Source organism: Geopseudomonas sagittaria (genome assembly GCF_900115715.1).
GTDB classification, from domain to species: Bacteria; Pseudomonadota; Gammaproteobacteria; order Pseudomonadales; family Pseudomonadaceae; genus Geopseudomonas; species Geopseudomonas sagittaria.
Genome location: NZ_FOXM01000009.1, coordinates 44991 through 58106, shown reverse-complemented (window position 1 = coordinate 58106; position 13116 = coordinate 44991). Strand labels below are relative to the sequence as shown.

Here is a 13116-nt window from a genome sequence, read left to right as displayed (position 1 = left end):
ATAACCTCGCGCGGTTATCCAGGCGTCGGAAGCGCGGCCAGGGGGCAACGGCGGTGCGTGCGGCGCCGGTCTGTTCAGATCAGCACCAGAGCGAGGCCCAGCCCCAGGCCGGCGGCCATCAGCGGCAGGGTCATCAGCGCCAGGCGGGCACCGCCGAGCAGGGCGATTAGCACGCCCTTGATCAGGCTGTTGCTGACCACCGCCAGGGCGATGCCGCGTACCGCCACCTGCGGGTCCAGCTCGCTCAGCGCGCTGCGCGACAGCGACAGGGTGATGGCATCCACATCGGTCAGTCCGGACAGGGCGGCGACCAGGTAGACGCCGACGTCGCCCAGCTCGCGGCGGGCGATCTCGACCAGCAGCAGGATCAGTGCCAGCAGCAGGGCGAAGCGCAGCGCCGGGCCGAGTTCGAAGGGATTCTGCAGCGGCGGCTCGGCCTCGGCGCTCAGTTCGCCGCTGCTGGCCCTCTGCCACCAGTGCAGCGCACCCAGGGCGTAGACCAGCGCCGCGGCTGCCAGTGGCCAGAGCAGGTCCGCCACCAGCTGCGGGTTGACCACCGCCACTTCCAGCAGCACGCGCGGGAACATCAGCGCCGAGGTGGCCAGCAGCCCGGCGGCCAGCAGCGCGTGCAACTCGCGCTGGCCGTGCAGGCGGGCGAGGGTCATGGTCATCGCCGTGGAGGAGACGATGCCGCCCAGCAGGGCGGTCAGCAGCAGGCCGTGGCGGGTGCCGACCAGGCGGATGGCCACGTAGGCGGCAAAGCCCAGCCCGGCGATCAGCACCACCATCCACCAGGTGACGTAGGGGTTGAACACCTGCCAGGGGCCGAAGCCGCGGTCGGGCAGCGCCGGCAGCAGCACCAGCGAGATGAACAGCAGCTTCAGGGTGCCGGACAGCTCGCCGGCCGACAGGCGCCTGAGCGCCGCGTGCATGGGTTCCTTGAGGCGCAGCAGCAGGGCCACCACCACCGCGCAGCCGGCGGCCAGCAGGCGGCTGTCGGCCAGCGCCAGGCTGCCGAGCAGGAAGGTCAGCAGCAGGGCGATCTCGCTGGTCTGGCCGTGGTCGCTGCTGTGGCGCAGGCCGACCACGTAGGCGCTGGTGCTGAGCACCGCGAGGGCCAGCAGCAGGGCGATCCACACTCCCGCGCCCAGATGGCTGGCGAGCAGGGCGGCGAGGCCGCCGAGCAGGCCGACCAGGCCGAAGGTGCGCACCCCGGCGGCGAGCTGGTCGTCGTCGCTGTCGCGCGCGCTCCAGCCACGCTCGGCGCCGATCAGCAGGCCGAGGGCCAGTGCGCTGGCCAGATCGAGGAGAATTTCGAGGTTGGGGGTCATCGGCGGTTCCCTGGCGGATGCATGCCCCTGAGTCTATCAGCCACGTCCGGGACTGCGGCCCCGGGCGTGGCTGCGGGGGTCAGCGCAGCTGCAGGTGGCGGCTGAGCAGGGCGCGCAGCGCCGCCGGCTTGACCGGCTTGCTCAGGTAGTCGAGACCGGCGGCGTGCACCTCGGCGATCAGCTCGGCGCGGCCGTCGGCGCTGATCACCACCCCGGGCACCGGCTGGCCGAGGCGGGCGCGCAGCCAGCCCATCAGTGCCTGGCCGGTCTCGCCGTCGTCGAGGTGGTAGTCGACCAGCACCAGCTCCGGCGGGCTGTCGTTGGCCAGCAGCTGCGCACATTCCTCGCGACTGCGCGCGGTCTGCACCTGGCAGCCCCAGCGGCTGAGCAGGCTGCGCATGCCGGTGAGGATGCTGTCCTCGTTGTCGATGCACCACACCCGCGCGCCGTTCATGGTCTGCCCGGCGGTGCTCTGCGTCTGCGGGCGGGCCAACGGCACGGCGCGGCCGCGGGCCAGCGGCACGCGCACGCTGAACACGCTGCCCTTGCCCGGCCAGGAGCGCACGTCGATGCGGTGCTTGAGCACTTGGCAGAGGCCGTCGGCGATCGCCAGGCCCAGACCCAGGCCCTTCTCGGCGCGGGTCTGGTGGCTGTCCAGGCGCTTGAACTCCTCGAAGATCACCTTGAGCTTGTCGGCCGGAATGCCCGGGCCGCGGTCCCACACTTCCAGGCGCAGGTGGCGGCCCTCGCGGCGCACGCCGAGCAGCACCTTGCCCTTGGCGTAGCGGAAGGCGTTGGTCAGGAAGTTCTGCAGCACCCGGCGCAGCAGCTTGGGATCGCTGTCGATGCGCTGCTTGCTGGCGCGGATGCGCAGGTCGATGCCCTGCTCCTGGGCCAGGGCGCGGAACTCGACGCCGAGGGCGTCGTACAGGGTGTCGAGGGCGAAGGCGCTGCGCTCGGGGGTGAAGCGCCCGCCTTCCAGGCGCGAGATGTCCAGCAGGTCGGCGATCAGGTCCTCGGCCGAGCGCAGCGAGGAGTCGAGGTGGCGGACCAGTTCCTGCACCTCGCCCGGCAGCGCCTCCTGGTGGGCGAGGGCGGCGGAGAACAGCCGCGCGGCGTTGAGCGGCTGCATCAGATCGTGGCTGACCGCGGCAAGGAAGCGGCTCTTCGACTGGTTGGCCAGTTCGGCGCGGGCCTTGGCCTCGGACAGTTGCTCGTTGAGGGCGGACAGTTCGTGGGTGCGCTCGGCAACCCGCTGCTCGAGGCTCTCATTGGCCTCCTTGAGGGCGTCCTCGGCCTGACGGTGGGCGGTGATGTCGGTGAACGACATGACGAAGCCGCCGCCGGGCATCGGGTTGCCGACCAGCTCGATCACCCGGCCGTTGGGCAGGGTGCGCTCGGAGGTGTGCGCGGTGCCCTGGCGCATCCAGTACAGGCGCTTGGCCACGTGGATGTCCGGGTCGCCCTTGCCGCACAGGCCGCGTTCGGCGTTGTAGCGGATGATGTCGGAAATCGGTCGACCGATGCTGATCAACCCTTCGGGGTATTCGAACAGCTCCAGGTAGCGGCGATTCCAGGCCACCAGGCGCAACGACTGGTCGACCACGCTGATGCCCTGGGAGATGTTCTCGATCGCGCCCTGCAGCAGCGCGCGGTTGAACTGCAGGACCTCCGAAGCCTCGTCGACGATGCGCACCACGTCCTCGACCTGCATGTCGCGGCCTTCGATGGTGGCCTTGACCACCGCGCGCGCCGAGGAGGCGCCCAGCACGCCGGCGAGCAGGCGCTCGGTATGCGCGATCCACTCGCTGCTGGCGGTCTGGTTCGGGCTGAAGCCCTTGCCCTGGCGGTAGGCGAAGCGGATGAAGCTCTGCCTGGCGCGTTCCTCGCCGACGAAGCGGGCGGCCAGGTTGAGCAGGTCTTGCACCTGCACCGCCAGCAGCAGGCGCGGGCTGGGGCGTACCGAGGCTTCCTGGCCGACGAAGCGGCTGGCCTGCCAGTGCTCGGAGACGCGGGTGCGCGAGAACCACGACACCAGCACGAACACCAGGAAGTTGCCGGTCAGCGACAGCAGGGTGCCCTGGGTCAGGGCGTCCATGGGCAGACCCAGCGGGTTGCCGGCCAGCCACTGCTGGCCGGGGAACAGGTGCAGCGACCAGCCCAGGCCACCGGCGAGCAGCGGCAGCAGCAGGGTGTAGCACCACAGCAGCGCGCCGGTGGCGAGGCCGGCGAACACGCCGCGGCTGTTGGCCTGCTTCCAGTACAGCGCACCGAACATCGCCGGGCCGAGCTGGGTGATGGCGGCGAAGGCGACCTGGCCGATGCTGGCCAGGCTGATGCTGGGGCCGATCAGCCGGTAGATCACGTAGGCCATCAGCAGCAGGGCGATGATGGCGATGCGGCGTACCGACAGCAGCCAGTGGCGGAACTCCTCGAAGGGCCGTTCGGCGCTGTGCCGGCGCAGCAGCCAGGGCAGCAGCATGTCGTTGGAGATCATGGTCGACAGCGCCACCGCCGCGACGATGACCATGCCGGTGGCCGCCGAGGCGCCGCCGATGAAGGCCAGCAGGGCCAGCGCCGGATGCGCCTCGGCCAGCGGCAGGCTGATGACGAAGGAGTCCGGCTCCACGCCGGCCGGCAGCAGCAGCTGTCCGGCCAGGGCGATCGGCACCACGAACAGCGCCGCCAGCAGCAGATACAGCGGGAACACCCAGCGTGCCAGGTTGAGGTCCTGCGGCTCGATGTTCTCCACCACGGTGACGTGGAACTGCCGCGGCAGGCAGATGATCGCCATCATCGCCACCCCGGTCTGCACGATCATCGCCGGCCAGTCGACCGGTTGCTGCCAGTACTCCTCGAGGCGTGGTGACGCCTGCGCCTTGGCCAGCAGGTCGTCGAAGCCGTTGTACAGGCCCCAGGTGACGAACGCGCCGACGGCGATGAACGCCAGCAGCTTGACGATCGACTCGAAGGCCACCGCCATGACCATGCCGCGGTGGTGCTCGGTGGCGTCGAGGTTGCGGGTGCCGAACAGGATGGTGAACAGGGCGAGGATCAGCGACACGATCAGCGCCGTGTCCTGGGCTCGCAGACCGTTGGCGCCGGCGTCGGCGCCGGTCAGCAGGTTGACGCCGAGGACGATGCCCTTGAGCTGCAGGGCGATGTAGGGCAGTACGCCGACCAGACAGATCAGCGCCACGACGATGGCCAGCGAGCGCGACTTGCCGTAGCGCGCGGCGATGAAGTCGGCGATCGAGGTGATGTTTTCCTGCTTGCTGATCAGGATCATCTTGGCCAGCATCTGCGGCATGAACAGTAGCAGCAGCAGCGGGCCGAGGTAGATGGGCACGAACGACCACAGCTGGCCGGCCGCCTGGCCAACCGCGCCGAAGAAGGTCCAGCTGGTGCAGTACACCGCCAGCGACAGGCTGTAGACCCAGGCGCGCAGGCGCGGGCGGCTCACGCCGGTGGTCTGGCGACGGTCGCCGTAAAAGGCGATGGCGAACAGGATGGCCATGTAGGCCAGGGCGACCGCGGCGATCAGCCCGCTGGACAGCGACATGCGAACTCCGGTGTATCGGGATCGGCAGAGTTTGGCAGCAAAGTGCTGCGCCGTCAGGCCCTTGCGACCAAGGTCGTGGAGGCGCGACAACGGCTCTGCGTTGCGGGTTGCAAGCGGGGCGAAGCGAGGACGGGCGAGGGAGGCGGGAGAGAGGCGGGCGTCGTCTTCGACGCCCGCTTACGGACTACTGGGCGTCGAAGGCCTGGCCGTTGACGCCGCTGCTGTCCGGGCCCATCAGGTACAGGTAGACCGGCATGATCTCTTCCGGGGTCGGGTTCTGCAGCGGATTCTCGCCCGGGTAGGCCTGGGCGCGCATGCCGGTGCGGGTGGCGCCGGGATTGATGCTGTTGGCACGCACCGCGCTGGTGCCGTCGACCTCGTCGGCCAGCACCTGCATCAGGCCCTCGTTGGCGAACTTGGACACCGCATAGGCCCCCCAGTAGGCGCGGCCCTTGCGGCCGACGCTGCTCGAGGTGAACACCACCGAGGCGTCGCTGGACAGCTTGAGCAGCGGCAGCAGCACGCTGGTGAGCATGAACACCGCGTTGACGTTGACGTGCATGACGCGCATGAAGTTTTCGCCGGAGAACTGCTCGATCGGCGTGCGCGGACCGAGGATTGCCGCGTTGTGCAGCAGGCCGTCGAGGCGGCCGAACTCGCGCTCGATGGTCGCCGCCAGCTCGTCGTACTGGTGCGGCTGGGCGGTTTCCAGGTTGAACGGGAAGATCGCCGGTTGCGGGCCGCCGGCCTTCTCGATCTGGTCGTAGACCTCCTCGAGGTGCTCGATGGTCTTGCCCAGCAGGATCACCGTGGCGCCGTGGGCGGCGAAGCTGCGCGCGGCGGCGGCACCGATGCCGCGACCGGCGCCGGTGACCAGGATCACCCGATCCTTGAGCAGGTCGGGGCGGGCGGAATATTGGAACATGGGTAGAGCCTCGTTGAATCGGAAAGCGCGGAACCGGTGCCGAGCGTAGGGTGGGTTAGCGCAGCGTAACCCACCATTGCTCCGCAGGCGGCACCTACCGGTGCCGATGGCGGGTTACGCCGCAAGCGGCTAACCCACCCTACGTTTGCATGCGAGTGTGGCGCAGCCGCCGGGCAGCGGCTATGCGCCGGAAGTCTTAGCGACCGTCAGCAGCCGCACAGGGCGCGGTCGAGCACGTCGCGCAGTTCGCTGGGGTGGTCGATCACCAGATCGGCGCCCCAGTGCCCCGGGTTGTCGTCGGGGTGGATGTAGCCGTAGCGCACCGCCACCGTGCGCGTGCCGGCGGCACGGCCGGCCTCGATGTCGCGGGCGTCGTCGCCGACGTAGAGCACCTGGCGCGGATCGAGGCCGAGCTGCTGGCAGGCCAGCAGGAGCATCTCCGGGTCGGGCTTGCTGCGCGTCACGTGCTCGGGGCAGACCAGTACCGCGGCGCGCTCGGCCAGTTGCAGCTGGCGCATGATCGGCTCGGCGTAGTGCAGCGGCTTGTTGGTCGCCACGCCCCAGCGCAGGCGCGCGCGCTCGAGGTCGGCGAGCAGTTCGGGGATGCCGTCGAACGGGCGGGTGAGGACCGCGCAGTGCTCCTGGTAGCGCTCGAGGAACTCGCGGCGCAGGGCGTCGAACTCGGGATGTTCCGGGTCGAGGCCGAAGGTGCACGCCACCATGGCGCGTGCGCCGCCGGACACCTGATCGCGGATCCGCTGCGGATCCAGCGGAGCCAGACCGCGCACGGCGCGCATGGCCTGGCACACGGCGATGAAGTCCGGCGCGCTGTCCACCAGCGTGCCGTCCATGTCGAACAGAACCGCCCGTAAACGCATGCGACTCACTCCTCGCGCAGGGTCTGGATCATGTAGTTGACGTCGACGTCGTTGCCCAGCTTGTAGGTCTTGCTCAGCGGGTTGTAGGTCAGGCCGACGATGTCCTTCACCGCGAGGCCGGCGCCGCGGCACCAGGCGCCCAGCTCGGAGGGGCGGATGAACTTCTTGAAGTCGTGGGTGCCGCGCGGCAGCATCTTCAGCAGGTATTCGGCGCCGATGATCGCCAGCAGGTAGGCCTTGGGATTGCGGTTGATGGTCGAGAAGAACACCTGGCCGCCGGGCTTGACCAGGCGCTGGCAGGCCTGGATCACCGAGGCCGGGTCGGGCACGTGCTCGAGCATCTCCAGGCAGGTGACCACGTCGAACTGGCCGGGCATTTCCGCGGCCAGCGCCTCGGCGGTGCTCTGCCGGTAGTCGACGCTCACCCCGGATTCCAGCTGGTGCAGGCGCGCGACGGCCAGCGGCGCCTCGCCCATGTCGATGGCGGTGACGCTGGCGCCGCGCAGGGCCATCGACTCGCTGAGGATGCCGCCGCCGCAGCCGACGTCGAGCACCCGCTTGCCGGCCAGGCCGATGCGCTCGTCGATCCAGTTGACCCGCAGCGGGTTGATCTCGTGCAGCGGCTTGAACTCGCTCTCGCGGTCCCACCAGCGATGGGCGAGGGCCTCGAATTTGGCGATTTCGGCGTGGTCGACGTTACTCATGGTGTGGATTCCATTGGCAAGGCGGGTTGCGTCAGACGCCTATCTTGCCAGTTTTCGCACGGATTGGGGGCGCACGGCGTGTCGCGCAGGAGGCACGCCGGCTGGCAGGCGGATCTGTGGGAGGTCCGACCTCGGGGCGATGCTTCTGCCTGCCGTGGCGGGCCTGCGGCCCGCTTCGCCGCGGGGGCGCGCCCCCACGGAATGGGCGGTCGTCCTAGACGCCGGCGATCTTCGCGCCCCAGGCGCGGGCCTTGCCGCGCAGCGCGTCCTCGTCGAGGCGGGTCAGGCGGCCGTCCTCGAGCAGCGCCTTGCCGCCGACCCACAGGTGCTTCACGCAGTCGCGGCCGCTGGCGTAGATCAGCTGCGAGACCGGGTCGTAGACCGGCTGCTGGGCCAGGCCGCTGAGGTCGAAGGCCACCAGGTCGGCGCTCTTGCCGGCCTGCAGCGAGCCGCAGTCGTCGTCGATGCCCAGCGCGCGGGCGCCGTTGAGGGTGGCCATGCGCAGGGCGCGATGGGCATCCAGCGCGGTGGCCGAGCCGGCCACCGCCTTGGCCAGCAGCGCCGCGGTGCGGGTCTCGCCGAGCAGGTCGAGGTCGTTGTTGCTCGCCGCGCCGTCGGTGCCGATGGCGACATTGACCCCGGCCTGCCACAGGCGTTCCACCGGGCAGAAGCCGCTGGCCAGCTTGAGGTTGGATTCGGGGCAGTGGATCACGCTGCTGTTGTGCTGCACCAGCAGCGCCAGGTCATGGTCGTCGATCTGGGTCATGTGCACCGCCTGGAAGCGCGGGCCGAGCAGGCCGAGGCGGGCCAGGCGGGCCAGCGGCCGTTCGCCGTGCAGCTCGAGGGCCTGCTGCACCTCGAAGGCGGTCTCGTGCACATGCATGTGAATGCCGGCGTCGAGCTGCTCGGCCAGCACGCGCACGCGCTCGAGACGGTCGTCGCTGACCGTGTAGGGCGCGTGCGGGCCGAAGGCGACCTTGATCCGCGGGTGGTGGCGCAGGTCGCTGAACAGTTCGAGGCCATGGCGCAGCGCCTCGTCGGTGTCGTGGGCGCCGGGCACCGGGAAGTTCAGCACCGGAATGGTGATCTGCGCGCGCACGCCGCTGGCGTGCACCACTTCGCTGGCCACCGCGGGGAAGAAGTACATGTCGGAGAAGGCGCTGATGCCGCCCTTGATCTGCTCGGCGATGGCCAGCTCGGTGCCGTCGCGGACGAAGTCCTCGCTGACCCACTTGGCCTCGGCCGGCCAGATGTGCTCCTGCAGCCAGGTCATCAGCGGCAGGTCGTCGGCCAGGCCGCGGAACAGGCTCATCGCCGCGTGGCCGTGGGCGTTGACCAGGCCGGGGGCCAGCAGCATGCCGGGCAGCTCGCGGCGTTCGCGGGCGGGAATGGCCAGCGCCTGCTGGCGCGGAGCGAGCAGGGCGATGCGCCCGTCGCGGATGCCCAGGGCGTGCCCGCGCAGGACCACGCCGGCCGGCTCCACCGGGACAATCCATTCGGGGAGCAGGAGCAGGTCCAGGGGGGCGGCGGTGCTGGGCATGGGCGAGGCTTCCGGTGCGACGTCTGAGAGGCTGCGAGTGTAGCGGCTGCGACGCCGGTCTTGAAGCGGCCGCGGGCTCGGGCAAGCAGGTATACTCGGCGGTTTTTCAGGTATCGGTGAGGTATTCCCCATGCGCGAGCAACTGCTGGCGGCGGAAAAGGTCAAGGCAATCGACTGGCATGACGGCGTCCTGCATCTGCTCGACCAGCGCGTGCTGCCGCTCGAGGAAACCTGGCGCAGCTACGACAGCGCCGCCGGGGTGGCCGAGGCGATCCGCCTGATGGTGGTGCGCGGCGCCCCGGCGATCGGCATCAGCGCCGCCTACGGCGTGCTGCTCGGCGCCCGCGCGCGGCTGGCCGCCGGTGGCGACTGGCGGGCGGCGCTGGAGGAGGACTTCGCGGTGCTGGCCGCGTCGCGGCCGACCGCGGTCAACCTGTTCTGGGCGCTGGAGCGCATGCGCGAGCGCCTGGCCCGCCTGCAGGACGGCGACGACGTGCTGGCCGCGCTGGAAGCCGAGGCCATCGGCATCCACGACAGCGACCGCGAGGCCAACCTGACCATGGCCCAGCTCGGCGTCGAGCTGATCCGCAAGCACGACCGCCGCGCGCAGAAGCTCTTGACCCACTGCAATACCGGCGCCCTGGCCACCGGCGGCTTCGGCACCGCGCTGGGGGTGATCCGTGCGGCGCACGTCGCCGGCCTGGTCGAGCGGGTGTTCGCCGACGAGACCCGCCCCTGGCTGCAGGGCGCCCGGCTGACCGCCTGGGAGCTGGCCGGCGAGGGCATCCCGGTGAGCCTCAATGCCGACGCCGCTGCCGCGCACCTGATGAAGACCGAAGGCATCAGCTGGGTGATCGTCGGTGCCGATCGCATCACCGCCAACGGCGATGTGGCCAACAAGATCGGCACCTACCAGCTGGCGGTCAACGCCATGCACCACGGCGTGCGCTTCATGGTGGTGGCGCCCAGCTCGACCATCGACATGAATCTTTCGAGCGGCGACGACATTCCCATCGAGGAGCGCGACGGTCGCGAGCTGCTGGAAGTCGGTGGCCATCGGGTGGCCGCCGAGGTGCATGCGGTCAACCCGGTGTTCGACGTCACCCCGGCCGACCTGATCGACGCCATCGTTACCGAGAAGGGCGTGGTCGAGCGTCCGGACGCGAAGAAAATGGCCCAATTGATGTGCCGCAAGCGCCTGCACTGACGCGGGCTGGCGGATGTCCGGCGGGGACGCTTGTGGTAAGCTCCTGCCTCTTTTTAAAAGGCTCGCAAGGGCCTTCCAGATTGCGCGCGATGCCACTCTGCTGGCACCTGCCTAGAACAAAGGAACCAGGCTTCTCATGGGCGAACTGGCCAAAGAAATTCTCCCGGTCAATATCGAAGACGAGCTGAAGCAGTCGTACCTCGACTACGCGATGAGCGTGATCGTCGGGCGTGCCCTGCCGGACGCGCGCGACGGCTTGAAGCCGGTGCACCGGCGCGTGCTGTTCGCCATGAGCGAGCTGGGCAACGACTGGAACAAGCCGTACAAGAAGTCCGCCCGTGTGGTCGGTGACGTGATCGGTAAGTACCACCCGCACGGCGACACCGCGGTGTACGACACCATCGTGCGCATGGCCCAGCCGTTCTCGCTGCGCTACATGCTGGTCGACGGCCAGGGCAACTTCGGTTCGGTGGACGGCGACAACGCCGCCGCCATGCGTTACACCGAAGTGCGCATGGCCAAGCTGGCCCACGAGCTGCTCGCCGACCTCGACAAGGAAACCGTCGACTGGGTGCCCAACTACGACGGCACCGAGCAGATCCCGGCGGTCATGCCGACCAAGATCCCCAACCTGCTGGTCAACGGCTCCAGCGGCATCGCCGTGGGCATGGCCACCAACATCCCGCCGCACAACCTCGGCGAGGTGATCGACGGCTGCCTGGCGCTGATCGACAACCCCGAGCTGACCGTCGACGAGCTGATGCACTACATCCCCGGCCCGGACTTCCCCACCGCGGGGATCATCAATGGCCGCGCCGGCATCATCGAGGCCTACCGTACCGGCCGCGGACGCATCTACATGCGCGCCCGCGTCGAGGTCGAGGACATCGACAAGGTCGGTGGCCGCCAGCAGCTGGTGATCACCGAACTGCCCTACCAGCTGAACAAGGCGCGCCTGATCGAGAAGATCGCCGAGCTGGTCAAGGAGAAGAAGCTCGAGGGCATCAGCGAGCTGCGCGACGAGTCCGACAAGGACGGCATGCGCGTGGTCATCGAGCTGCGCCGCGGCGAGGTGCCGGAGGTGGTGCTCAACAACCTCTACGCACAGACCCAGATGCAGGGCGTGTTCGGCATCAACGTGGTGGCGCTGGTCGACGGCCAGCCGCGCACCCTGAACCTCAAGGACATGCTCGAGGTGTTCGTCCGTCACCGCCGCGAAGTGGTGACCCGGCGCACGGTGTTCGAGCTGCGCAAGGCCCGCGAGCGCGGCCACATCCTCGAAGGTCAGGCGGTCGCGCTGTCCAACATCGACCCGGTGATCGAGCTGATCAAGCAGTCGCCGACCCCGGCCGAGGCCAAGGAACGCCTGATCGCCACCGCCTGGGAATCCAGCGCGGTGCAAGCCATGGTCGAGCGCTCCGGTGCCGACTCCTGCCGTCCGGACGACCTCGATCCGCAGTACGGCCTGCGCGACGGCAAGTACTACCTGTCGCCGGAACAGGCCCAGGCCATCCTCGAGCTGCGCCTGCACCGCCTGACCGGCCTGGAGCACGAGAAGCTCTTGGCCGAGTACCAGGAGATCCTCCTGCAGATCGGCGAGCTGCTGCGCATCCTGAGCAATCCCGTGCGCCTGATGGAAGTCATCCGCGAGGAGCTGGAGAAGGTCAAGGCCGACTTCGGCGACGCGCGGCGCACCGAGATCGTCGCCTCCCAGGTCGACCTGACCATCGCCGACCTGATCACCGAGGAAGAGCGCGTGGTGACCATCTCCCACGGCGGCTACGCCAAGTCCCAGCCGCTGGCCGCCTACCAGGCGCAGCGTCGCGGCGGGCGCGGCAAGTCGGCCACCGGGGTGAAGGACGAGGACTACATCGAACACCTGCTGGTCGCCAACAGCCACGCCACCCTGCTGCTGTTCTCCAGCAAGGGCAAGGTCTACTGGCTGCGCACCTTCGAGATTCCCGAAGCCTCGCGCACCGCGCGCGGCCGCCCGCTGGTCAACCTGCTGCCGCTGGACGAGGGCGAGCGCATCACCGCGATGCTGCAGATCGACCTCGAGGCGCTGCAGCAGAGCGCCGGTGCCGACGAGGAGCTGGACGACAGCGAAGGCCTGGTGATCGAGGGCGAGCTGGTCGAGTCCGAAGCCGCCGAGGACAGCGATGCCGAACTCGCCGAGGGCGACGAGCAGGACGAGCCGACCGGTGCCTACATCTTCATGGCCACCGCCTTCGGCACCGTGAAGAAGACCCCGCTGGTGCAGTTCAGCAAGCCGCGCAGCAGCGGCCTGATTGCCCTCAAGCTGGAAGAGGGCGACACCCTGATCGCCGCCGCCATCACCGATGGCGCCAAGGAGATCATGCTGTTCTCCGACGGCGGCAAGGTCATCCGCTTCAAGGAAAAACACGTGCGCACCATGGGCCGTACCGCCCGCGGCGTGCGCGGCATGCGTCTGGCGGACGGCCAGCAGCTGATTTCCATGCTGATCCCCGAGGCCGGTGCACAGATCCTCACCGCCTCCGAGCGCGGCTACGGCAAGCGCACCGCCATCGACGAGTTCCCGCAGCGCGGCCGCGGCGGCCAGGGCGTGATCGCCATGGTCAGCAACGAGCGCAACGGCCGGTTGGTCGGCGCCATCCAGGTGCAGGACGGCGAGGAGATCATGCTGATCTCCGACCAGGGCACCCTGGTGCGTACCCGCGTCGACGAGGTGTCCTCGCTGGGCCGCAACACCCAGGGCGTGACCCTGATCAAGCTGGCCAGCGACGAGACCCTGGTCGGTCTGGAGCGCGTGCAGGAGCCGTCGGACAACGGCGAGGACGACGAGCTGGAGCACGGCGCGGCGGAGACCGGCGCAGACCTGGCGGCGAACGATGACGCCGCGGCACCGGTCAGCGAAGAGTAATAAGCAGGCGCAGGCGGCTCGCCGCCTGCGGTCGCAGCAATGTCGGCGAAGGGCGCGGGGCGCTCTT

At 69.4% G+C, this 13116-nt stretch carries 8 protein-coding genes; 2 read left to right on the top strand and 6 right to left on the bottom strand.

What is annotated here, in order from left to right; genetic code table 11:
• Positions 1–74: 74 nt before the first annotated feature.
• From BM297_RS12265 to BM297_RS12240, 6 genes are all read right to left on the bottom strand, one after another.
• A complete protein-coding gene (locus tag BM297_RS12265; protein WP_092431911.1) occupies positions 75–1331 on the bottom strand; it encodes an MgtC/SapB family protein in 1257 nt (418 codons plus the stop codon).
• A 79-nt stretch (positions 1332–1410) separates the two neighbouring features.
• Entirely contained in the window at positions 1411–4893 is a 3483-nt protein-coding gene (locus tag BM297_RS12260) for a hybrid sensor histidine kinase/response regulator (RefSeq protein WP_092431909.1), read from the bottom strand.
• 184 nt (positions 4894–5077) lie between these two features.
• On the bottom strand, positions 5078–5818 hold the full coding sequence (locus BM297_RS12255) for a YciK family oxidoreductase (protein ID WP_092431908.1): 741 nt from the start codon (positions 5816–5818) through the stop codon (positions 5078–5080).
• 206 nt (positions 5819–6024) lie between these two features.
• Positions 6025–6696, bottom strand: coding sequence for an N-acetylmuramic acid 6-phosphate phosphatase MupP (gene mupP, locus BM297_RS12250; protein WP_092431905.1), 672 nt, complete (start codon positions 6694–6696; stop codon positions 6025–6027).
• Between the two features lie 5 nt (positions 6697–6701).
• Positions 6702–7400 (bottom strand): bifunctional 2-polyprenyl-6-hydroxyphenol methylase/3-demethylubiquinol 3-O-methyltransferase UbiG, encoded by a 699-nt coding sequence (gene ubiG / locus BM297_RS12245; protein WP_092431902.1) that lies wholly within the window; start codon positions 7398–7400, stop codon positions 6702–6704.
• A 214-nt stretch (positions 7401–7614) separates the two neighbouring features.
• Positions 7615–8940, bottom strand: a complete 1326-nt coding sequence (locus tag BM297_RS12240) for a TRZ/ATZ family hydrolase (protein WP_092431899.1) — start codon at positions 8938–8940, stop codon at positions 7615–7617.
• Positions 8941–9070: 130 nt separating this feature from the next.
• Between BM297_RS12240 and mtnA the strand changes: the two genes are divergently transcribed.
• Both mtnA and gyrA read left to right on the top strand, forming a co-directional pair.
• On the top strand, positions 9071–10147 hold the full coding sequence (mtnA, locus tag BM297_RS12235) for an S-methyl-5-thioribose-1-phosphate isomerase (RefSeq protein ID WP_092431896.1): 1077 nt from the start codon (positions 9071–9073) through the stop codon (positions 10145–10147).
• A 136-nt stretch (positions 10148–10283) separates the two neighbouring features.
• Positions 10284–13049 carry a DNA gyrase subunit A gene (gene gyrA, locus BM297_RS12230; RefSeq protein WP_092431895.1) on the top strand — a complete coding sequence of 922 codons (2766 nt, stop codon included), beginning with the start codon at positions 10284–10286 and terminating at the stop codon, positions 13047–13049.
• The last annotated feature ends 67 nt before the right edge of the window (positions 13050–13116 follow it).